Here is a 24,088-nt window from a genome sequence, read left to right on the forward strand (position 1 = left end):
ATTATCTTAATCGGGTTCCTTACTTTTTCGTCGTTGTTTAATTTTCAAGGTCCTTGCCGTCTCGCTCTCTCGCTGACAGCCTATATATAATACCACAGCGTCTTGCGTTTGTCAAGAACTTTTTTCAACTTTTTTAAAAAGTTTTTTGTGGTAACCATGTCGGCATCGACCTATTTTTGCGGGAGGCTGCCCTCCAACTATTTTCGGCACGCATGAGCTTAACTACCGTGTTCGGTATGGGAACGGGTGGACCCTCAGCGTAATAAATACCGACTATATCTAACGGTTACTTGCGTTTCCGTCATTTGGTAATGTGAATTCTATCATAAATATGTGGCGATGTCAAGGGATTTTTTGAGATTTTTTTCATCTTAATTTTTCTGTAAATAAGGTGTTACTTTTGTAACCTTAATGACACACTTATATATAGTATATATTATAATTATATACTATTATATATACCATATATATTACCGGTTTAAAACTCTGCCCCGCAAACACGAATTTACGGGGCAAAGTGTCGATATTTTAAGTGCTTACATCAGAGCAACTACACTGTCTGCAAGTTCCGTCGGATTGTCAACAGGAAGTCCGGCGATAAGTCTTGCCTGCGAATAAAGAATCTTTGTATACTTTTCAAGTGTTTCTTCATCCGCCGAAGCAAGTTTTTCTGCAATAGGGTGCTCGCTGTTTATTTCAAGAACAAGCTGTGCTTTAACTCCGTTGTCATTTCCGCCCGGCATTTGCGAAAGCACCTTTGCCATTTCAAGGCTGACATAACCTTCTGCCGAAAGACACACTGCATGCGAACCCAATTTGTCGGTAAGCTTAACGGAAGAAACTTCGTCGCCGAGAATATTCTTCATCTTTTCAAGCAAGTCCTTTGCGTCTTCATTTTTCTTTGTCAACGCTTCTTTTTCAGCATCGGTCGAAAGATTCAAATCATCTTTGCAGATATTTGCAAACTTCTTGCCGTCATAGTCCATAAGCATTTGGATTGCAAACTCATCCACTTCATCGGTGAAATAAAGAATTTCGTAGCCCTTTGCTTTTACGCCCTCGCATTGAGGAAGAAGTGCAATTTTTTCGGCACTGTCGCCGCAGGCATAATAAATTGTGTCCTGTGAATCTGCCATTCGCTCAGCATATTCCTTAAGCGTTGTATAGCCGTCACCGTTAGATGACTTAAACATAATCAAATCCTTGAGTTCATCCTTGTGCATACCGTAATCGGAGTATACGCCCCATTTTAGGTTTGTGCCGAAAGTTTCAAAGAACTTTTCATATTTCTCTCTGTCATTTTTGAGCATTTTTGTGAGTTCCGACTTAATTTTCTTTTCAATTGCCTTTGCAATTATTCTGACTTGATGGTCCTGCTGCAAGGTTTCTCTTGAAATGTTGAGGTTTAAGTCGGCACTGTCAACAAGGCCCTTTACAAAGCTGAAGTAATCTGGTAAAAGGTCGGCACACTTATCCATAATCATAACGCCGTTTGAATAAAGTTGAAGCCCCTTTTCGTAATTCTTTGAATAAAAATCCATCGGGGCAACTGACGGAATGTACATAAGAGCATCAAATGTTGCCTGACCCTCAATTTTTGAATGAATAACCAAAGCCGGATCGGTATAATCATAGAACTTTTGCTTGTAAAAATCGTTGTATTCTTCCGGTTTAATTTCGTTTTTATTCTTTCTCCAAAGCGGAACTTGAGAGTTCAAAACCTCGTCATTAACTTCCGTGATGTACTCTCCCTCTTTTTCAGGGTCAGGAACTTCCTTGCTCATTTCCATAACAATTGGGTAGCGGATATAGTCGCTGTATTTTTTAACAAGTTCCTGAATTTTGTACTGCTCAAGATACTGTGAATAGTTCTCGTTTTCGGTATCTTCTTTGATATGCAGAGTTATAACCGTACCGTTTGAGTCCTTATCGCATTCTTCTACGGTGTAACCGTCAACGCCTGTTGAAGTCCACTTGTTCGCCTTGTCTGCACCAAGTGCCTTTGACACAACCTCGATTTTATCCGCAACCATAAATGCAGAATAAAATCCAACGCCGAACTGACCGATAACCTCAATATCTTTTGCATTTTCGTCGTCGGCATTTTCTTTTTTAAAGTCCATAGAATCCGACTTTGCAATAGTACCGAGATTGTTTTCGAGTTCTTCGGCAGTCATACCGATACCGTTATCGGAAATTGTGACGGTACGGTTTTCCTTGTCAAGGTCAATCCTGATTTTAAGACTATCTTTATCCGCTTTAATATCGGTGTCGGTAAGCGATTTAAAATAGAGTTTATCCGTTGCGTCGCTTGCGTTTGAAATAAGTTCACGCAAAAAAATCTCCTTGTGAGTGTAAATTGAGTTAATCATCATATCGAGGAGTTTTTTAGACTCCGCCTTAAACTGTTTCTTTCTCATATCTGTCACCTTCATAAAGAATTATAGTCAAATTGGCACTCTCGATGTCCGAGTGCTAATTATATTATAGTCCTTAATTTCGATTTGTCAACACCGATTAATTTTTGTTAACAAAAAAATCACAATCACCCACTTAAAGCAATTCTATAGTATGAGAAAAATATTTTTCCTGAAAGTGAACGGCTTTTTCTATTTCATCAACCGTAAAAGTAGCCCCGTCAGGTGCAACAATCCACTTATCCTCAACATCGTCTGTTCGATGAACAACGGCTATAACCTTGCCGGAAAACTCAACAACAGGTTCATCAATTCCGAGAATATACGCATCCTGTTCTTCGCCATCACCTGCAAATAACCCCTCTATGTATCCGTAATTAATGGGATAAAACAAGTCCTTGTGTTCAGGATGAAAACTGCCCATCGGTCTGTCAATTTTTACTGTAACTTTTTTGTGAGTAAACATATTTTACCTCCAAATAAAATAAGCCCTTGCAAAAAATAATGCAAGAGCTTTACTTCTGTGTTCGGAATGGGAACAGGTTATCTCAATTTTAATCAGTATCGGCTGATAAATTTATTATATCACAATTTAACTTTTTTGCAAGAGAAATCAGACAGCGGCATAAAACACCCTGCCATTAGACAAATCGAAAACATAAATCGTTGACTCAACAATATAATGGGTCTTTAATTTCAATTCACTTGGTTTTTCGGTCGATTGCCGTTTTGTATTGCAATAATATTATCATAGCAATTACGGTACAGCTTTTTTACGGTCAAAGCCGTTATGCCGGCAATGTGAGGCGTGAGCATAAGTTTGTCCTTTATACTTTCATCAAGCAAAATGTTATCCTTTTGCACAGGTTCGGGTGCGATAACATCAAGGCCGGAACCTGCAATTTTGTTGTTTTTTAGTGCTTCATAAAGTGCGGCATTGTCCACCAAATCACCCCTTGCGGTGTTGATAAGATAAGCCGTGCTTTTCATTTTGCCCAGAAATTCGGAATTAACAATATTTCTCGTTTCATCCGTTACGGCAAGGTGGAGCGATACAAAATCGGACTGTTTGAGAAGTTCGTCAAGAGTAACATATTCAACGCCGTATTCATCTTCTATATGTTCATATCTTGTGCGGTTGTAATAAATAACCCTTGCGCCGAAAACCTTGAGAAGCATTGCTGTTTGCCTTGCAATATCGCCGAAGCCGACAAGTCCTACCGTACATTCGGAAAGTTCTCTGATAACGCCGAAGCTTTCTGCCTTTTTCTGAATTTGTCTGCCGTCATACATTGCGGCGATGCCATCGTTGTATTTTTTGAGGCAACCCAAAATCAAGAACACGGCGACCTCGGCAACGGCTGTATCGTTGATACCTTTATTGTTGCAAACAGGAATATTTCTTCTTGTCGCCGCAGCAACATCTACGCCCTGATAACCCACACCCTCGGACTGTATGAGCTTTAAATTCGGAAGCGAATCGATAAGTTTTTCACTCACTCTGCCCATAGCGTCAACAATCAGAAATTCCGTGTCAGTCGCTTCATTGATAATTTTTTCTTCATCATCAAGGGTTGTGAAGAATTTTAAATCAAAATCTTTAAATTTCGGCACATTTAAACACACTCTTTCGGGAGTGGTAACATCGGAAATAAATGTAACCTTACTTTTCATCGTCGTTATCTTCTTTTTTCTTTTTGCTAGGCTTATTCGGCTTTTTGCCTTTAAGCACAAACTTGGAATATGCAAAATATCCGCCTACACTGCCCACAACAAAAAGGGCAATAATCATAATAATAAATACAGGAATACTCATAGGAATGTATGCTTTAACCTCCGTGTTTATATTATCCGGCAGGGCATAAAAGCCGTTGCCGTTGTTTTGCTCGTAGCCGACTCTGATAACAGTTGCACTATACGGTGCAAGTTGCGTATCAAAGGCATTGTCGTCAAATTTCAGTTCCGTCTGCTCGGGTGCAACCGTTTGTTTTTTTGTACCGTTATATGCGGATTTATATCTACTCTCAACGCTCTGCTTTGACACAGCCGAAACATCTTCAAACCCACTCAAATTAATGCTGATTTTTTCCTTTTTGCCGGAAGTGTTAACAAGTTTTATGTACAAAGTGCGGGTGTTTTCATCAACCGTAACGCTTTGAAAAAGTCCGTCATTATCGGTGTTCAAATTTGAATTAACATAATTTTTGCCTGTGTTATTTGCAAAAATCATTTGCGTATAATAACTCAGAGTGCAAACCAAATCATCGCCGTCAAACCACACGAGGCTTTGATTTTTGTTATTTGCACCGACTTTTGAAAATGTCGGCAAACTGCTTGCCATCTTAACAACGGCACTGTTTTTTTCAAGTCCTGTAACAAAAGCCGCCTCCTGCGAAGCGTTGAACATATTGTTATTTTTTACATCTGTACCGCTTGTATAAGCCTCGGAGCGGTATTCGTCAACCATCACGCCTGCACCCGTTTCGCCGTAGCTGTCATATCGGGTAATGTTTTGCGAAAGCGTATTGTCTTTTGAATCAACAACCTTTTCGTTTGCAAGTCCGCTTGAATATGAAGAATTGATTTTGTTCCAAGCGGTATCAAAATTCTCTCCGTCAGATGAATAACCTGTTGAGGCAATCACAACAATGTCGGGATATTTTTCGTTGATTATTTTTTTAAGAGCATCAAAATTACGCCAATAAACTTCGCCGTAATTGTCACCGCCGATTTGCAAATATTTGAGGTTAAACGGTTGTTCGCTTCCGTTGGCACTGCGAAGCGAAGCCCAATAACCTGCTGTGCTGTCAGCATTTGCATACTCGATTAAGTCAAGTATATCCTGTGCATAATTTGTAAATTCATCCGTACCCGGAGTGAGCGAAATGCTCTCAACATACTTATTAAAATCCTCAACGCCGTTAACTTTAAGCGATTCTATGTATTCGGTTCTCGCCTTAACTTCACTCTTTTTATATCCGCACTCGTTAACAAGATATGATTCCCACTGCTCGTCGGTCATATATGTTTTGTCAAGAGCCTGAGAGTAAGCCTCGTACTCACCGTTAGTCTGACACGCAATACCTGCACCAACAACAGCAACAGGAACAGCATTCAAATCCTTTGCAAGCTGAAAATATTCGTGATAACCGAGCATATTTGAATTGTTTGCAAAATAGCCCTTTGAACTGTTATTGTATACGCTGACAGACTGCTTGCGAAGTGCCGGCTCACCGACGGTATCTTTCCAATTATAGCCGTCATTATTTTCGGCAACGCAATCACCCGGGAATTTAATGAATGACGGCTTAAGGTTTTTAAGAGCCTCAACCATATCCGTGCGGAGCGAAGTGTATTTCCACTCGCCGTCACCGAGACCGTAGCTTTCATCCGAAACCAATGTAACATAATCAACACAAATTGAGCCTGTGCCGTTGAAGCTGATACCGAGTCCGCCGCTTTCCGTGCCGCTTGATTTGATTTTTACGCTTACCTTTGTCCACGAATTTTTGTTTATATTGTTTATATTAAGCTGAACAGGGTCGGAATTGTTTGATTTTGAATCAAGAAAAACTCCGATTTTGCCCTGAAAATCCACATTGAGAAGATAACACGAAAAATAATACACAGCACTTTTCTTAAAGTTCATCCCAGATTTTTCGGAAACCTTTGAGCTATAATTACCCTTGCCGTCAAACAGTTTGGTATAGCCTTTGTTTACCATACTGCCCTGCGACTCAACAGTAATCGTTTCGTATGTAGGGTTGTTTTGATTTATCGGATTTTGATTTGACACAACAGGCGATACACCGTTGAATGCCCACGCATATTCGGGATTGTCGGCATATTCAAACGAATTGTTGTTTACCATATTCGATGACAGACCGCCATCCGCACCGAAAGACGAATCATCAAGGCTCACACCGTACAAAGTCGGCGAAACCTCCGTGCCGATGTCACCGCTTGATATATTAAGAACCGTATCGGTCTTTGCGAAAACAGGACTCGCAAACGCAAAAACAAATATTATCGATAATAAAACAGAAATTACTTTTTTCATACATTTCCTCGCTAATCACATATATAGTGATTATAGCACAACAATATGTATTTTTAAAGAGAAAACGATTAATTTAACATTTTATACAAACGCCCCCTTCAACTCAAATTACGAAGCACCCACAGATTACGGATTTGAGAAGAAAACTTGTCAAAATTCCACAATTTTTCCGAATTCCGGTAACTATTAGGGTCGTTAACCTTAATTTTACCGTCCTCAATTCCCGTCAAAACAATAAAATGTCCTTTTTGGGTAAAATATCCCGGACCCATAACACAAATAATCGGATTGCCAACCTCAAGATTGCGAACAACGCGTTCCTTATCAAGCGGTATTTCCGTTACATCAAGTCCAAGTTTTGTTCCGCCCTCGCTGATTAAGGTCCACAGCGAGCCGCCGCCTTTTACGCAATAACCGTTGTCAACGGCAAAATCCATCATATAATCGGGCGAATATTTTGCATCCCGCAGAAGATATGTGGCAACCATAGAAAGACAGGTAGGACCGCAAGCCGTAAGAGCCGCAACATCATCACCGTAAATCTTATAGCCCCAACGCTTATCCCATTGCATAAACAAAGGCACGCTGTCGCAATCCTTGTATTCGCTCATATCAATGCGAAAATGCTTGTCCTTATCGGTTGGGTAAGCTAAAACAAAATCTCTTGTTTCCTTGTTTCTGTCAAGCAAGTCAACAAGATTTTGCGGATATTCGTCAACATCTATTCCGTTTTCTTTGGCGTACTCCTCCACCATTTGTCTGCCGGATTGATTTTTGTATTCCTCATCATAGGTTATGCTTCCGGCATAAGATTCGTTTTTGTCAAAAATTGCACATCCCGTACACAGTACCGCCGTTATCGTTGCCAACAAAACGGCAATAATCTTTTTAGCCATTGTAATTTTCATAATAAAAACCTCCTTTAAATTACAAGCAAATTGTAATCCAAAAGGAGATTTTTTGTTTTAATATTAACTTTAGAAATTCTTACGATTTTCTTAAGATTGAACTTCAAACGGCAATTCCACCTTGAAAACCGTTGCCTTTGGTGAACTGCTTGCGGTAATTGTGCCGCCGTGACGCTCAACAATCTGCTTTGCAATGGCAAGTCCGAGTCCCGAGCCGCCCGTAGAACTTCTCCTCGCATCATCCGCACGGAAAAATTTTTCAAATATCATTTGCAGTTTTTCATCCGGTATCTCGTCACCTTTATTAATAAAGGTAACAACCGCCCTGCCGTTTTGAGTAAACGCGTTTATTACAATTTCGGTGTTTTCATAGCAATAGTTTGAAGCGTTGCGCATCAAGTTATCAAACACTCGCGACAGCTTGTCCGCATCGCCTACGATATTAATTTTTTCATCGGCATTAACCGTACATGTAAGACCCTTAGTGCTCAAAACAGGATAAAACTCATCCGCCATTTGACGAAGCATCATAACAAGGTCAATATGATTTTTCTCAAGGGTAAACGACTGAAGATTAAATCTGGTTATGTCAAAAAATTCATTGATAAGCTGTTCAAGTCTGTATGCCTTATCAAGCGCAATATCCGTATACTTTGCACGGTATTCGACAGACAAACCGGGGTTTTCCTGAAGCAGACTCAAATATCCGATAATCGAAGTGAGCGGCGTTTTCAAATCATGTGCAAGGTAAACCACAAGGTCATTTTTGCGTTGCTCCGCCTCTTGCACCTCAAAGTCCTTGTATTTAAGTTCCTTTTTTATACTCTCCTCAACCGCCTTGTGCTTTTTTGAAATAGACACGGGCAATCTCGGGCTGACATAGTCGTCCTCAACTATTCCGTCAAGTGCGTCATATTCTTGGTCAAGCGCTCTTACGCTTGCAACAAAATACAAAAATGTGATAATCCCCACAACCAAAAGATTGATAATCAGTGCCTGCGACTCGTCAATATCAACACTGAATTGCGTAATCGCAATATTACCGCCGAGCCAAACAGCCGCACTCGACAAAACAACGGCAATCAAATATTTTATTATTGCGGACGAGGAAACACGCTTGTTTTTATTTCTTTTCAATTTTATACCCAACTCCCCAAACTGTTTTTATAAATTTAGGATTTCTCGGCGGCTCGTTCAACTTTTCCCTGATTCGTCTGATATGCACCATAACGGTATTGTTTGAATCAAGATATTTTTCTCCCCACACTTTTTCAAATATATCCTCGGTGGAAACAACCTTACCTGCGTTTTGGCAAAGAAGCCACAAAATATTAAATTCGGTCGGTGAAAGATTAACCGCACGCTCATACAAAGTGCACTCGTGCGTTTCGTGATTTACAATCAATCCGCCGCCATCATAAATCTTGCTGTTTTCCTGCCTACCGTTACCGTTGTACAAAGTAAAACGGCGAAGCTGTGCTTTAACTCTCGACACCATTTCAAGCGGATTGAACGGCTTTGTTATATAATCGTCCGCACCGAGCGACAGTCCGAGAATTTTATCGCTGTCCTCAACCTTAGCCGTAAGCATAATAATGGGAAAGTTCAAATTTTGCTCTCTGATTTTGCGAAGTATCGAAAATCCGTCGGTTTCGTCAATCATAACATCAAGAAGTGCCAAATCAATCTGCTTTGAAAAAATGCAATCAACCGCACTCTTTGAATCATAAAACTTATATACCGTAAATCCCTCGTTTTTCAAAAACAATTCAACAAGGTCGGCAATTTCCTTTTCATCATCAACTACAAGAATGTTCATATCTTATCCTTTCAAGCATATTTTAGCACACAAACGCCCACAAAACAATGATTAATTAAAGAAGCGAACAGGATTAACCTGCTCGCTTCATTATCTTATTTTGTTTTAACTTTTTTAGTACTGCTCCATTGAGAATATACTTTTTTACCGTTGATAGTTTTGTATGCTCTGACACGAACATAATAAGTTTTCTTTGACTGTGCAGTGGTTACAGTTTTTGAGCTATACTTTGCCTTAACCGACTTTGTCTTATAATTCTTTGAGAAATTCTTATATGTAGACCACATAACCTGATAGCCCGAAGCTCCGCTTACCTTTGCCCATGAAGCCTTAATCTTTTTCTTTGAAGAAGATGTTGCCGATTTGATTTTAGGCTTTGAAACGGAAGTATATTGTGTAAGAGTTGCACCGAATGCACCCAAATTCTTTTCGCCGTTATCGTTTTGGAAAGCACGAACTCTGAAATAATACTTTTTGCTTGCGGAAAGACCCGTTACCTTGCATGTATTTGTGTTGCCGCTTGTAATTGTTTTGTACAAAACATACTTTTTCTTTGCGGAATCATACTTGTAAACTTCATAACCGTTTGAAGCGTCCTGTTTGTCCCAAGTAAGAGTGATATATGTGTTTGAAATTGCCGAAGCTTTAGGATTTACCGCACCGATTAATGTTTTTACTTTTATGTAATTACAAAATTGACCGATATAATTTTTACCTGCTACGGTGACATATGCCGCAACACGAACAGGATTGTAGCAACCCGGCATAAGTCCGCTGACTGTACCCGAATTTGTAATGTATGTACCCGAATTTGTCCATCTGCCGTTTTTAATGGTTTGAACAATGTAACCGGTAGCGCCCTCAACCTCAGGCCAATACATTTCAGCTTTGTCCGTAGTTGCCGAAGAACAGTTAATTTCGGTAACAGGTGCCGGCACAATATCAAAACTTGTATAAAGATTAATAAATCCGATATACTGACCCAAGCCGGTAACGCTTACGGTTGCCGTGCCGATTTCGGTATTATTTTGATATGTAACCTCGTAATCAACGCCCTCGCTCAAAGTGAGATTGCCGTAAGTTACGGTTACATTAGGTCTGATTTCCGAGCCTGTGTATGTTTGATTTGCGATTTTTGTAATCTTTGGTGCAGAAGATGAAATGGCACCTGAATACATAAAGTTGCAGTCAAACACCTTGTTTGCGATGCCCGGGATTTTACCTTTTGAAGTGTACTGCCAAATATTGTATTCACCGTTGTAATCGGTGTAAGTTGTGTAATGAGCAAGCCAAATTTTATAGCCTGCATTTTCTATTCTTGCATGGTCAAGATTATTGTTAAGAAACGACTTGTTGGCATAAACCATTGCATCATAGCCTGCATTTTTGATTGTGTTGCAAAACGCAAGAGCAATGTTTGTCATATCGTTTTTATCAATGTCACCGTCTGCCCAAGCGGAATCAAGTCTGCCTGTTTTTACGCCTGCAAACTCATAGTCAAAAACAATAGGCAAATCAAGGCTGTAGCCCCTTACGATATTAAGGATGTAATTAGCCTCCTGCACAGCCTCGGCTGTACTGATTGCCTGCGAATATATGTATGCACCAACAGGAATACCCTGCGACATTGCCCCCTGCATATATTCTGCAAACTTTGTATCTCTGACGAGTGTGCCCTCATCACCGTATCCGCGATAAGCCGCACGCAAAATAGCAAAGTCAACGCCTGCCGCTTTGATAGTGCTCCAATTTAATGTGCCGTTGTGATAAGAAACATCTATGCCCTGCTGAATACCTGCGTTAATAAATTGATCCTGATGAGTAAATGTTCTGCTGTCAAATCTGCTTGAGCCGGTAAAAGCCGATGCCGTAACGGGAGTTACAAGCATTGTACCTGCAAGAAGCAATGACATTATTTTTTTAATTGATTTTTTCATTTAAGCTCCCTTATTTTTGCGGACATTATCCGCCGTGTAATTTATTTTTTAATGTACCAATAGTTTTCGTCAACTTTTTTGTTAACTCCGCTGACGCTGCCCTTATCGCTGAACTGCCACAAATCATAATCTCCGTTATATGTAACCGAGCCGTTATAATCGGCAACCCAAATATAAATGGAATTTGCAAGTTCGCTCATTTTAAAATTACTTTTGTACATAAATGATGATGCATAAACTCCGCTTTGGTATCCTGCATCCTCAACCTCTTTGCAAAAAGCATTGACAAGAGCTGAATTTTCTTTTTTGTCAAGGTGGGCGGAATAAAGCCTGCCCGTGTGTTTACCCGACGAGGTAGGATATTCAAAATCATAGAAAACCGGCAATGATATGTCATATTTTTTTATGACATCAAGAGTTGCCCGTGCTTCCTCCTTTGCCTCATCCTCGTTAACCGCCTGAGTATAAAAGTATACGCCGATAGGTATGCCCGCTTTGTTCGCCGCCTTAAGATTTTTTTCGGCATTTTTATCTATGCACACATTACCTTTTGCATAACCTCTGTAACCCACACGGATAATAACAAAATCAACCTCATCCTTAAGCTTGCCGAAATTGACCTTGCCGTTGTGATGAGATATATCCACTCCGTATGCCGCCTCTTTATCTATAGACAAAAGCGGATTTGGCAACTTTCTGCCCCTGTGCGATACGGATATTGAAACCAACACCACAACAACGGCAAGCAAAACAGCCGCAACGGAGATAATTATCTTTTTTTGCTTTTCCTTTTGTTTTTTGGAAAGGCGTTTTTTAATTCTCTTCTTTTTCTTTGTAGGCATATATACTCCCTTGCCTAAATTAAAAATATTATATCACATATTGTATAATTTTTCCACAGGAAAAATTTGACAAATAAAACTGCCGCAAACAAAAATGCTTACGGCAGAACTATATACAAAGTAATTAATTAAATAGAAACCTCGTGAGCGATGTTATAAAGATTCATATCAATGGTCTTTGTCATATTGAGTGCTTCAAAAATATCATAATCCACAACATCTTCCTTTTGAGCTGCAACAACTCTGTTACCGATGTTGTTCATAAGAAGCTTTACTGCATAGTTGCCCATACGGGTAGCCATAACTCTGTCCTTAACCGTAGGATAACCGCCACGCTGTGTGTGACCGAGAACCGTTGCTCTTGATTCAACGCCTGTTTCAGCCTGAATATGTTTTGCAAGCTCGGCAACATCAACATCGCAACCCTCGGCAACAATGATGATAAAGTGCTTTTTGTCAGTTCTCTGAGTTTTTCTCATTCTCTCGATAACATGCTTTTCAATATCAACTTCAACCTCAGGAATAAGGATTGATGTTGCACCGCAAGCGATACCTGCATTGAGTGCAAGATAACCTGCTCTTCTGCCCATAACTTCGATTACCGCACATCTGTCGTGAGATTCCGAAGTGTCACGAATTCTGTCTACCATATCCATAATAGTATTAAGGCAAGTGTCATAACCGATTGTGTAATCACAACAAGCAATGTCATTGTCGATAGTGCCCGGAACACCTACGCAAGGAATTCCTCTTTCGCTGAGGTCACGAGCACCGCGGAACGAACCGTCACCGCCGATAACAACTACACCCTCAATGCCTTTTTCACGGCAGGTGCGTACAGCTTTACGCATACCCTCTTCTGTAGCAAACTCTGTACTTCTTGCAGAATAAAGGATTGTACCGCCGCGGTTGATAATGTCGGATACCGAACGCAAATCCATCTCTATAAAATCACCGTTGATAAGACCGTTGTAGCCTCTTACAACACCGTAAACCTTAACTCCGTTTTCGCATGCTGTTCTTACAACAGCACGAATAGCGGCATTCATGCCCGGTGCGTCACCGCCGCTTGTTAATACTGCGATAGTTTTCATAATATTTTCCTCCGTTCAAAAATACAAATATATAATTGAATTTATAGCTTATTAACAATGAGCAAAAGCCCACATAATAAATCTATTTTACTTAATATTATATATAATGTCAAGTGTTAAAAGCACTAAAATCTAACGGCAACATTGCCCTCGCCTAGTATATTTTTTAAGGTTTTTACAAGATTATCGTCATATTTTACAAAATTATACGATTGAGCCTTGATGTACTTCTTTTCGTCCTCAAGGTAATAATACATAGGAAAATCGCCCTTGTAATCCTGCAAAACCCCTTTAACCTTTGCTATGTTTTCATCGTTTTTTGACTTGAATTTAAGGAACAGTCCCGTTCGCTTTTGCTTTGAAGCAGCACCGATTTGCGAGTTGTCAACCGTCGGTTTAATAACGGCATTTACAAGAATTTTAGGTTCTTTTTCCTCCTCGATTGACACAGTTCCCGACACGGCAACAACATTATTCGGCGTAATCATTTCGCTGTATTTTGCAAAAATCTTTGGGAACAGCACAATTTCAACCGTGCCGTACAAATCCTCCAGCGTTACAAACGCCATACTCATATTGCTGGTGCGTGTTTGCTTAACCGAAATGCGTGTAACCGTTCCGCACAGTTTAACGCTTGAACCGTCTTTAATTTGTGACATTTCTTTGCCTGCTTCAAGCACATCGTAGGTTCGCACGCAACCCGATTTTTTAACATAACCGTCGTACTTATCCATAGGGTGACCCGAAAGATACAGGCCCGTCATTTCCTTTTCCATTTGCAAAAGTTCGGACTTTGAATATTCCTCAACATTCGGCAATTCAAAATTATCGCTGAAATCGTCACTTATGTCAAAAAGGCCCACCTGACCGTACATAGTGCGGCGGTACTTTGCCTCGATATTTGTAAGAATTACGGGCAAAGCACTGAGCATTTGACGGCGGTTTGCACCCAAATTGTCAAACGCACCGCATTGAATAAGTGCTTCAACGGCACGGCGATTAAACTTGCCGCTTTGAAGCCTTGTGCAAAAGTCAAAAATATCCTTAAATCTGCCGTTTTTGCGTTCTTTGATTATATCCTCGATAAAATCGTTGCCAAGGTTTTTAATGCCCAACAGTCCGTAATTAATCACCCTGTCACTGCCTGCCGTAAAGCCTTTCATAGAGCTGTTTATATCAGGCGGAGCAAGGCGAATACCGAGCCGTTTACACTCTGCGATATAGCGTGCCACCTTGTTGGAATCATCCAAAACAGAAGTAAGAAGTGCCGCCATAAACCTTGACGGATGATATTTTTTGAGATACGCACAACGATAAGCCACCAGGGCATAGCACGCTGCGTGAGATTTGTTGAAAGCATATGATGCAAAGTCGCTCATTTTGTCAAAAATTCCGTTTGCAACATCGCCTGAAATTCCGTTCTTTGCACAACCGTCAACAAAAGAAGTTCGCTCTTTTTCCATAACATCGTGCTTCTTTTTGCTCATCGCACGGCGAACAACATCCGCTCTGCCGAAGCTGTAACCCGCAAGTTCACGAAATATCTGCATAACCTGTTCCTGATACACCATACAGCCGTAAGTGTTTTTCAAAATCGGCTCAAGCATCGGCGTGTCATAGGTTATGTCCTGCGGATTGTTTGAATTGTGCACAAAAGTGTCTATCTGACTTGCCGGACCCGGTCTGTAAAGTGAGGTTGCGGCAATCAAATCCTCCAAGCCTGTCGGCTTCAAATTGGTGAGCATCTGCTTCATTCCCGATGATTCAAACTGGAATATTCCCTCTGTTTGACCTCGTGAAAACAGTTTGTAAACCTCGGCGTCATCAATGGATATTTTGTTTATGTCAACTCCGCTTGCCTTTGCCGCATCATCAATCACGGTGAGTGTGCGAAGTCCCAAAAAATCCATTTTGAGAAGTCCGAGTTCCTCAAGAGTGGTCATAATGTACTGCGTAACAACCAAGTCATCATTGGTTGCGAGCGGAACATAAGACGACACGGGGTCGTGGGTGATAACAACGCCTGCCGCATGAGTTGATGTGTTTCTCGGCATTCCCTCAACCTTACGTGCAATCTCAACAAGTCGCTTGATTTGGGAATCTTCTTCCATTGCATTGCGGAGTTCCTTGCTTTTTTGCACCGCTTCATCTATCGTAATGTGGAATGCCCTCGGTATCATCTTAACTATAGAATCAACCCTTGCATACGGCATACCCATAACTCTGCCGACATCACGCAAAGCCGCCTTTGTTTGAAGTGTGCCGAATGTTACAATCTGCGCAACATGGTCTGCACCGTATTTTTGCGTTACATAATCTATAACCTCGCTCCGTCGCTCATAACAAAAATCTATGTCAAAATCGGGCATAGACACACGCTCCGGATTGAGAAAACGCTCAAAAATGAGGTCGTACTTCATCGGGTCAAGGTCGGTTATTCCGATACAGTAAGCGGCAAGCGAACCTGCACCCGAGCCTCTGCCCGGACCTACGGGAATATCCTTGCTTTTTGCAAAACGCACAAAATCCTGAACTATAAGATAATAATCGGTATAACCCATTTTGTTTACGGTTTCAAGCTCGTATTCAAGGCGGTCAATATAGCTTTGCGGCACAGATTTACCGTATCTTTTGTAAAGACCCTTGTAACACATTTGCCTGAAAAATTCAAAGTGGTCCATATCATTCGGCGTTGCAAAATACGGAAGTTTTGTGTTGCCGAATTCAAAATCGAAGTTGCACGCATCGGCAATTTTTTGAGTATTTTCTATCGCACTCGGAGTGTCAAAAAACAGCTCCGACATCTCATTTTCGCTCTTTAAATAAAAATTATCGGAATGAAATTCAAGCCCCGTGTCCTCGCCCAAAATATGGTTGGTTGCAATGCAAATGAGCACCTGCTGAATTTCCGCATCCTGTTGCTTGACATAGTGCGCATCGTTTGTTGCAACAAGCGGAATGCCCGTATCGTTTGACAATCTTTTAAGTCCGTCAACAACAACTCGTTCCTCATCAAGTCCGTGATTTTGCATTTCAAGATAAAAATTACCGTCACCGAAAACAGAATTAAACCACAACGCCGACCGCTTTGCACCGTCATAATCTCTTTGCAACAAAAACTGCGGAATTTCACCGGCAACACAGGCAGAGAGGCACACAAGACCCTCGCTGTATTTTTCAAGCAAATCATGGTCAATCCTCGGTTTAAAATAGAAGCCCTCGGTATACGACAGCGACACCATTTTTATAAGATTTTTGTACCCAACCTCATTTTTTACAAGCAAAATAAGATGATTGTACTTACTGTCAAAATTTTTATCCTTGTCAAACCTGCTGCGGGGTGCAACATAAACCTCGCAACCGATAATCGGCTTGATACCCTGCTTTTTGCACTCACGATAAAAATCCACGGCACCGTACATATTGCCGTGGTCTGTTATGGCAAGAGATGTCATACCCAACTCCTTTGCACGGCTTACAAGCTCACCCAAACGGCAGGCACCGTCAAGCAAGCTGAACTGCGTGTGCAAATGAAGATGTGTAAACATATCCGTACCTCTTATATAAATTGTAAATTACAAATCCTCTGCGATTTTTACAAGTCTTGAAAGCCTGTGATTAACTCCGCTTCTGCTGATAGGCGGGTCAAACATTTCGGCAAGTTCGTTAAGAGATGAATCAGGATTTTCCATTCTGATTTCTGCCATTTGGCGAAGTGGCTCAGACAAAGAATCAAGACCCTTTTCCCTCTCTATTTTCATTATAGCGGCGATTTGCGGAGAAGCCGCCGCAACTGTTTTTTCAATATTGGCAGCGTCACAATTTGCCTTTCTGTTTGCGGTGTTGCGGATTTCCTTGACTATTTTGACATTCATCATATCAAACATCGATTTGCCTGCACCCATAATATAAAGGCAATCCTCGATTTCCTCGCTGTCCTTAAAATAAATGATATTGTAGCCTTTTCGGTGAGTAACCTTTGGAGCAAGTTCTTTTTCCTGCAAAGCGGTCACAAGGCTTTTTGACAAGTTCATATACGGCACGGAAAACTCAAGATGATAATCTTTTTCGGGAGATGAAACCGCACCGCAAGCCAAAAACGCACCTCTCAAAAATGCACTTTGACACTCCTCACAGTCAAAATTTGTAAAATTGATACGAAGTGTCGTTTCGCTCCTCTCGTGCCCGAAATACGCCATAATTCTGCTGACATTTGCACTTTTTTTCACCGATACGGTATAAATTTTACCCGACGGCGAAATTTTCATTCCCGCATTAACAGAACAAAGTTCACTCAAAAGACTTGAATAAAGTTCTGCCGTTGCTTCACTTTTTGACTGAAACACCACTTCTCTGTAAGAAAAGCTTTTTGAAAAAAGAGCCATTCCGTAAAGGAGACTCTTTTTGCAACAATTATTTTCAACCTGTATTTCAACAAGTTCGTTTTTTACCTGAGATGAAAAGGACATCGTAGCCGTACCTCTGTTATTTTCTGTCAATATCTCTGTGGTTTACGGTTACATTGTCCCACTTGCGAGAAAAGTAATCCTTGAGTGCTTCGGCAAAAACAACGCTTCTGTGATTACCGCCCGTGCAACCGATTGCAATAACAATCTGACTCTTGCCCTCACGGATATAAAGAGGGTTGAGATAATCAAGCAAACTCTTGAGTCTTTCAAAAATCTCGTGAGCCTCTTCAAAACTGAAAACATAGTCCTTAACTTCTTGGTCAAGACCCGTTTTATCTCGCATTGATTCAATCCAATACGGATTTGGAAGGCATCTTACATCAAGCACAAAATCCGCATCGGCAGGAATACCGTGTTTAAAGCCGAACGACATAACATGAAGGTTCATAACTTCCTTATCGTCACCGAGAAGAATTTGAGCAAGACGCTCACGGAGCTGATTTGCAGTCAAATCAGAAGTGTCTATAATATAGCCGGCTTTTTCTCTTACAGGAGAAAGAATTTCCTTTTCATAATTAAGAGCGTCCTCAAGAGAACCGTTAAATTTGTCGGCATAAGGGTGCTTTCTTCTTGTAAGCTTATATCTGCGGAGTGCAACATGATTTTTAATATCAAGATAAATTGTTCTTACCGTGTAATCATTGCTGTCCATAAGTTTTTGAACATTTTTTTGAAATTCGGTATACACGCCCCTTGAACGAACATCGGTAACTATCGCAATTTTATTATAAGAATCCGACTTTTCAATAAGCGAAATAAATGTACCGATAAGCTCCGCCGGCATATTATCTATGCAATAATATCCGATATCCTCCATAAAGCCCATTGCCGTTGACTTGCCTGCACCGGACACACCTGTTAATAAAACCAAATCTTTCATTTTAATATAGTTCTCCCGTTTTACTTTGTAACTCTGACTTCCATTTCCAAGGCAACGCCTTTTTCGGCTTTTACCGTGTCGGCAACTTTTTGGCACAAATCAAGCACATCCCTGCAGGTTGCACCGCCTTTGTTGATGACAAAACCTGCGTGCTTTGTGCTGACCTCGGCACCGCCTACACTTGTACCTTTAAGTCCGCATTGCTCAATGAGAGCACCGGCAAAATTGCCCTCCGGGCGTTTAAATGTTGAGCCTGCAGACGGATATTCAAGCGGTTGCTTGTCCCTTCTTCTGCCCATAAAGTCATCCATTTTTGCTTTTATTTCTTCTTTATCTGCCTTTCGGAGTTTAAAATACACTCCGGTAACAACACACCCGTTGTCATAATAAGCGGAATGACGGTAAGAAAGTTTGAGTGCTTCGCCCTGCAAAAATCCCTTATTACCGTCTTGGTCAATATGGTCGCAACGGAACATAACATCACCGAGTTCTCCGCCGTATGCACCGGCGTTCATAAACGCTCCGCCTCCGCACGAACCCGGAATGCCGTAAGCAAATTCCAAGCCCGAAAGTCCGTTTTCAAATGCAATACGGCACACTTTCATAAGAGGAGCACCTGCCTCGGCAAATACCGTATCATCATCAACAAGCCTGACTTCGCCGAAATCCTTGCCCAAAATGATAACAACGGCATCTATACCCTCATCGGCAACAAGCAAATTTGAGCCGTTGCCCACAACCATATATCTGACATTTCCTTCTTTACATTTTTTTATAACTTCGGATATTTCATTTTCATTTTTAGGGAACACCGCAAGCCTTGCCGGACCGCCTATTTTAAAAGTGGTGTGCAAAGCCATAGGCTCATTTTCGATATAAGAAATACCCTCATTTTTTACATATTCACAAATTCTGTTCAAAAGACATCACCCGATGAATCAGTCGCCCAAAATTGCGGCACCGATAATACCTGCATCGTTGCCGAGTTCAGCCTTGCAAATCTTTGACTGAATTTTTGAATAAACGCTGTATCTTTCGCTTTCTACATATCTGCGGATAGGACGCAAAAGTGTTTCGCCCTCGTTGCAAATACCGCCGCCGATACAAATAATTTCAGGCTGGAAGATATTTACAAGATTGATAAGACCGCAAGCCACATATTTGCAATACTTGTCAACAACCTTAATACCTGCAATATCGCCTCTACGCATTGCATCAAACGCTGTTCTGCCCGAAACCTTGCCCTCTTCCTTTGCAAGTTCGTGCATAACGGAATCAGGATATTCCTCCATAGCTCTCTTTGTTTGATTGATAAGAGCGGTAGCCGAAGCATAAGCCTCCCAGCAACCTTTTCTGCCGCATGTGCAAGGTTCACCGTCAACAACGATAACGGTGTGACCGCACTCACCGCCGGCATTGTTTGCGCCCGAAACAATCTTGCCGTTGATAATAATACCCGAGCCTACGCCTGTACCCAAAGTTACGGCAACAAAATCCTTTGCACCGTGACCGCAACCTGCAACAGCTTCGCCGAGAGCGGCACAGTTGGCGTCGTTTTCAACATAAACATTCGGACAACCGAGTTTGTCAATAAGCATTTGCTTTGCAGGAACATGGTCAAATCCGAGGTTGTTTGCATATTCGATAATACCCTCTGCATTTACCGTACCCGGAGTGCCGATACCTACCGACTTGATGTCGGCGATAGTAAGTCCCGCTTCTGCCATTGCTTCCTTTGACACCTTTGCAATGTCGTCAAAAATCTCATCCGGTGTGCGAGGAATTGCAGTAGGAGTTTTTGCCTTTGCAATCATATTGTAGTTGTCGTCAACTACAGCCGCAACAATATTTGTTCCACCTAAATCAATACCAATTCTGTACATAACTTTCCCCTTGTATATCAAAAATTTTTAAATTAATTACGAATTTGCCCAGAGTTCGAGCTCTTTTTCGGTAGGCTCAACATCATCTATGCCAAGATTGTGCATAAGTTCTTTTGCACCGTTGTAGCCCATCTTCTTTTGACGATTATTCATAGCCGCAGTTTCAACAATTACCGCAAGGTTTCTGCCCGGGGTAATCGGAACCGTGATAACAGGAACCTTAACCTCAAGAAGCCTTGTATACTCATTGTCAAGTCCCAAACGGTCATACGCCTTTGTAGCGTCCCACTCTTCAAGCTGAACAACCATATCAATTTTTTCCTTAGGCTTTACGGCACCCATACCGAAAATACGGCGAGCATTAATAATACCGATGCCTCGAAGTTCAATAAAGTGACGGATATTACTCGGTGACGAGCCTTCCAAGGTGTTGTAGCTTACCTTTCTGATTTCAACAGCGTCGTCTGCGATAAGTCGGTGACCACGCTTGATAAGCTCAATGGCGGTTTCGCTCTTACCGGCACCGCTTTCACCTACAATAAGAACACCTTCACCGTAAACTTCAACAAGCACTCCGTGACGGGTAATTCTCGGAGCAAGCTCACGGTTAAGTTCTGCAATAAGGGCAGACAAAAACGGAGATGTTTCCTGCTGGGTTTTAAGAAGCGGAACATCGTATTTTTCGCACGCTTCAATCATACACTGCGGAATTTCAAGCCCTCTTGTAATAACGACTGCGGCAGGATGAAGCGACAACCACTTGCCAAGTGCTTCCTTTTGCTCCGAATCGGACATATTTTGCAAAAAACCAAGCTCGGTCCAACCCAAAATTTGAATACGAAGCGGGTCGAAATAATCCGTATATCCCGTAAGGACAATACCGGGTCTGTTGACCTCGTTTGTAACGATATGAACATCCTCGGCGGGTTGCAAAAGATGAATAATTTCAAGGTCAAAATCCTCGATTATCTTTTTTAAGGTTATATAATACTGCTCAGCCATTATTCACACCCCTAAAGCTTAATCATTTTCTATTATATATTATCTTCAAAAATTAATCAAGAACTGTTTGCAAAAACAAAAAATAAGTTTACTTAAATCAAACACTGTGCTATAATTGTAGCACAAACAAGGAGAAAATCTTATGGATAAATCACTCAAGATTGCAATCGGAACAGAGGCTTTTCCGCCTACTATCGACGGCATAAGCACGGTTGCCAAATGCTATGCCGATGTAATAAACGAAAAATACGGCGAAGCGGTTATAGTAACTCCCAAAAATCCCAATCAGGAGGACTACAAATACCCGTACGAAATTTACAGATACCAAAGCCTGTTCACCTTCGGCGAGGGCTATCCCGTAGGCTGGCCGTTCAAAAAGCAATTTGCGCTTGATATTATTGCAAAAAATTTTGATATTCTGCACTCACATTGTCCTATTGCGACAAGTTATTTTTACAGAAGAGTAAACAGAATTCACAGAATTCCGCAAATCTTAACATATCACACAAAGTATGAATACGATATTGAAGGCAGAGTTCCGATTTGGGCAATCCGTCACAGAGCTTACGGCTTTTTGCTCAACAATATCAAATCGGCAGACGAAGTTTGGGTTACAAGCCACGGCACTGTTGACAGTCTGCGTAAAATCGGCTACGAAGGTGATTTTGCAGTTATGCCAAACGGCTGCGATCTGCCTAAATTTGACACCACAGACGATATGAAAGCTATGATAAGACGCAAGCACAACATTCCGCAAAATGTACCTGTTTTACTTTTTGTGGGAAGAATGATGTGGTACAAAAACATCAGAATTATTCTTGAGGCCTGCAAACTTCTCAAGGGCAACGGCAAAGATTTCAGAATGATAATGATAGGTATGGGGCCTGAAGAAACGCAAATCAAACGCCTTTGTGCAAAACTCGGACTGAATGACAAGGTAATTTTCACCGGTCAGATTCTCGACAGAACCGAACTGCAAATGTACTACGGCACCGCCGATTTGCAGGTGTTTCCGTCTATATTTGACACAAACGGACTTGTTGTGCGTGAAGCTGCGGCTTCGGCAACGCCTACGATTGTTGTAAGGGACAGTTGTGCAAGCGAGGGTATCGTTGATTGCGAAACGGGCTTTCTTTGCCTTGAATCTTCACACAGCGTTGCCAAAACGATTGAAAATGTTATTGACAACAAAGATTTGCTTAGCCGTGTCGGAATTAACGCACGCAACAATATATATATCAGTTGGGACGAAAGCATTGCAAATGCCTACGAAAGATATAAAATTGTAATTGACAAATTCAAATCGGTTCCACACCCAAAATACGAATATTAAAAACCGAGGACGCACAAAATATGTGTGTCCTCTTTTTGCACCAAAACCTTATATTTTACCATATACAAAGCACCAAATCTATACTCTGACAGAGTACACCACGAAATTTTATTAAATAAATTTTTTCGATAAAAAAAGACATCCGATGCGGATGTCTTATAAAATTGCTTATTTAATAATTGCTTATTTAATATATATTTGGTACACCACTGCGATTGCCTCACGAGTGGCAAAAGGCATATAGCCGTTCCACGGGGTTTTGCTTGAATACGAATACGCACTCACGCCGTTTCGCTTTGCAAATTCATATGCACGATATTCGTGAAAATCGTTTGTAACAACGGTAATTTCGTCAATATTCACTCCGCTTTTTTTAAGTAAAGACAGCGAATTTTCAAAATTTTCCTTTGTAGAGGTTGACTCATCCTCAATAATCAGTCTACTTGCTTCAATGCCCTTTTCGCACAGTACATTATACATACACTGTGCCTCGGAAATATTTTCGCCGTTGCCCTGTCCGCCGCTCAAAATCGCCTTTGACTCGGGATGATTTGTAAGATATTCATAAGCCTTGTTGATTCTGCCACGCAAAAAAATGCCCGGCTCATCGCCCCTGACCATACAGCCGAGGACTATAACATAGTCCGTATTTTTTTCGTTTGATTTGCTGTGAGCAACAACATTGCCAAACGCAAATCCGCCCACGCCTATACCCAACGCAAGCACTATGCAAACAAGGGATGTTATGATTTTGCCCGATTTTTTGGAATTAAAATTCTTAACGCCGTTATTGATTTTGTCAAAAAACAGCACATACAGAAAAAGCAAAGCCGCAACTCCCAAACCCGACAGCACACCTATGCTGTGCTCACCCGTTGTAACAAGCGGGCCTATGTAAAAAATCGTTGTCACCATAGCGACAAGGATAATAAGCAATTTAACAATTTTTTTCTTCATATCTATCACCGATTTTATTATATCAACCCAAACGGCATATAGTCAACAAAGAAATAGTTAAGATTTTATAAAGAATTCGGCAAAGAAAAAAGCACCCGTTTTGAGTGCTTTAAATCTTATAAATTAGAGTGCTGCCTTAGCTGCTTCTACGAGTGTTGCAAAACCTGCAGGGTCTGCAATAGCGATTTCTGAGAGCATCTTTCTGTTGAGGTCGATGCCAGCCTTCTTGAGGCCGTTCATAAATGTTGAATAGTTCATACCGTTCATCTTCGCTGCTGCAGAGATACGAGTGATCCAAATTCTTCTGAAATCTCTCTTCTTTTGCTTTCTGCCGATATAAGCATACTGACCGCTCTTCATTACTGCTTGTTTAGCAGTCTTGAACAAGGTGTGCTTTGATCCATAGTAGCCCTTAGCTGCTTTTAATACTTTCTTTCTTCTTTTGCGAGTCGCCATAGCGCCTTTAATTCTAGCCATTGTTAATTAC

General features: G+C 41.1%; 19 protein-coding genes and 1 rRNA gene. 1 reads left to right on the forward strand and 19 read right to left on the reverse strand.

Annotated features, from left to right (window positions below; all coding sequences use genetic code 11):
- Window positions 1-157 precede the first annotated feature (157 nt).
- The 17 genes from rrf to hprK form a co-directional block, all read right to left on the reverse strand.
- Window positions 158-274 (reverse strand): 5S ribosomal RNA (gene rrf / locus Q0E08_RS08035).
- A 262-nt stretch (window positions 275-536) separates the two neighbouring features.
- The gene (gene htpG, locus Q0E08_RS08040) at window positions 537-2,420 is read right to left on the reverse strand and encodes a molecular chaperone HtpG (RefSeq protein WP_294778607.1); all 1,884 of its coding nucleotides are present in this window, start codon (window positions 2,418-2,420) and stop codon (window positions 537-539) included.
- Between the two features lie 133 nt (window positions 2,421-2,553).
- Window positions 2,554-2,883 carry an inorganic pyrophosphatase gene (locus tag Q0E08_RS08045; protein WP_294778608.1) on the reverse strand — a complete coding sequence of 110 codons (330 nt, stop codon included), beginning with the start codon at window positions 2,881-2,883 and terminating at the stop codon, window positions 2,554-2,556.
- A gap of 230 nt (window positions 2,884-3,113) precedes the next feature.
- Complete coding sequence (locus Q0E08_RS08050) at window positions 3,114-4,091, reverse strand: 2-hydroxyacid dehydrogenase (RefSeq protein ID WP_294778609.1); 978 nt, start codon at window positions 4,089-4,091, stop codon at window positions 3,114-3,116.
- On the reverse strand, window positions 4,081-6,477 hold the full coding sequence (locus tag Q0E08_RS08055) for an alpha-L-arabinofuranosidase C-terminal domain-containing protein (RefSeq protein ID WP_294778610.1): 2,397 nt from the start codon (window positions 6,475-6,477) through the stop codon (window positions 4,081-4,083). Before Q0E08_RS08055 ends, Q0E08_RS08050 begins: the two co-directional genes overlap by 11 nt.
- A gap of 98 nt (window positions 6,478-6,575) precedes the next feature.
- Window positions 6,576-7,385, reverse strand: a complete 810-nt coding sequence (locus Q0E08_RS08060; protein WP_294778611.1) for a C39 family peptidase — start codon at window positions 7,383-7,385, stop codon at window positions 6,576-6,578.
- A gap of 90 nt (window positions 7,386-7,475) precedes the next feature.
- Window positions 7,476-8,522: a cell wall metabolism sensor histidine kinase WalK gene (locus Q0E08_RS08065; RefSeq protein WP_294778612.1), complete on the reverse strand. Its 1,047-nt coding sequence runs from the start codon at window positions 8,520-8,522 to the stop codon at window positions 7,476-7,478.
- Window positions 8,509-9,204 carry a VanR-ABDEGLN family response regulator transcription factor gene (gene vanR, locus Q0E08_RS08070; protein WP_294778613.1) on the reverse strand — a complete coding sequence of 232 codons (696 nt, stop codon included), beginning with the start codon at window positions 9,202-9,204 and terminating at the stop codon, window positions 8,509-8,511. Before vanR ends, Q0E08_RS08065 begins: the two co-directional genes overlap by 14 nt.
- 95 nt (window positions 9,205-9,299) lie before the next feature.
- Entirely contained in the window at window positions 9,300-11,141 is a 1,842-nt protein-coding gene (locus tag Q0E08_RS08075; protein ID WP_294778614.1) for a GH25 family lysozyme, read from the reverse strand.
- A 41-nt stretch (window positions 11,142-11,182) separates the two neighbouring features.
- A complete protein-coding gene (locus tag Q0E08_RS08080) occupies window positions 11,183-11,983 on the reverse strand; it encodes a glycoside hydrolase family 25 protein (RefSeq protein WP_294778615.1) in 801 nt (266 codons plus the stop codon).
- A gap of 128 nt (window positions 11,984-12,111) precedes the next feature.
- Window positions 12,112-13,077 (reverse strand): 6-phosphofructokinase, encoded by a 966-nt coding sequence (gene pfkA, locus Q0E08_RS08085; RefSeq protein ID WP_294778616.1) that lies wholly within the window; start codon window positions 13,075-13,077, stop codon window positions 12,112-12,114.
- Between the two features lie 125 nt (window positions 13,078-13,202).
- Window positions 13,203-16,625 (reverse strand): DNA polymerase III subunit alpha, encoded by a 3,423-nt coding sequence (locus Q0E08_RS08090; protein WP_294778617.1) that lies wholly within the window; start codon window positions 16,623-16,625, stop codon window positions 13,203-13,205.
- A gap of 27 nt (window positions 16,626-16,652) precedes the next feature.
- Window positions 16,653-17,546, reverse strand: coding sequence for a DNA-binding protein WhiA (gene whiA / locus Q0E08_RS08095; RefSeq protein ID WP_294778618.1), 894 nt, complete (start codon window positions 17,544-17,546; stop codon window positions 16,653-16,655).
- Between the two features lie 16 nt (window positions 17,547-17,562).
- Complete coding sequence (rapZ, locus tag Q0E08_RS08100) at window positions 17,563-18,426, reverse strand: RNase adapter RapZ (protein ID WP_294778619.1); 864 nt, start codon at window positions 18,424-18,426, stop codon at window positions 17,563-17,565.
- Window positions 18,427-18,446: 20 nt separating this feature from the next.
- Complete coding sequence (gene murB / locus Q0E08_RS08105; RefSeq protein WP_294778620.1) at window positions 18,447-19,346, reverse strand: UDP-N-acetylmuramate dehydrogenase; 900 nt, start codon at window positions 19,344-19,346, stop codon at window positions 18,447-18,449.
- Between the two features lie 18 nt (window positions 19,347-19,364).
- Window positions 19,365-20,309: an ROK family protein gene (locus Q0E08_RS08110; protein ID WP_294778621.1), complete on the reverse strand. Its 945-nt coding sequence runs from the start codon at window positions 20,307-20,309 to the stop codon at window positions 19,365-19,367.
- 36 nt (window positions 20,310-20,345) lie between these two features.
- Entirely contained in the window at window positions 20,346-21,311 is a 966-nt protein-coding gene (hprK, locus tag Q0E08_RS08115; RefSeq protein WP_294778622.1) for an HPr(Ser) kinase/phosphatase, read from the reverse strand.
- 142 nt (window positions 21,312-21,453) lie between these two features.
- Between hprK and Q0E08_RS08120 the strand changes: the two genes are divergently transcribed.
- The gene (locus Q0E08_RS08120; protein ID WP_294778623.1) at window positions 21,454-22,644 is read left to right on the forward strand and encodes a glycosyltransferase; all 1,191 of its coding nucleotides are present in this window, start codon (window positions 21,454-21,456) and stop codon (window positions 22,642-22,644) included.
- A gap of 183 nt (window positions 22,645-22,827) precedes the next feature.
- Here the strand turns inward: Q0E08_RS08120 and Q0E08_RS08125 are convergent, their stop codons facing one another.
- Entirely contained in the window at window positions 22,828-23,601 is a 774-nt protein-coding gene (locus Q0E08_RS08125; RefSeq protein WP_294778624.1) for a YdcF family protein, read from the reverse strand.
- A gap of 123 nt (window positions 23,602-23,724) precedes the next feature.
- Entirely contained in the window at window positions 23,725-24,078 is a 354-nt protein-coding gene (gene rplT, locus Q0E08_RS08130; protein WP_078768792.1) for a 50S ribosomal protein L20, read from the reverse strand.
- Window positions 24,079-24,088 lie beyond the last annotated feature (10 nt).

It is taken from the genome of uncultured Eubacterium sp. (genome assembly GCF_934561735.1).
GTDB lineage: Bacteria > Bacillota > Clostridia > Oscillospirales > Acutalibacteraceae > Eubacterium_R.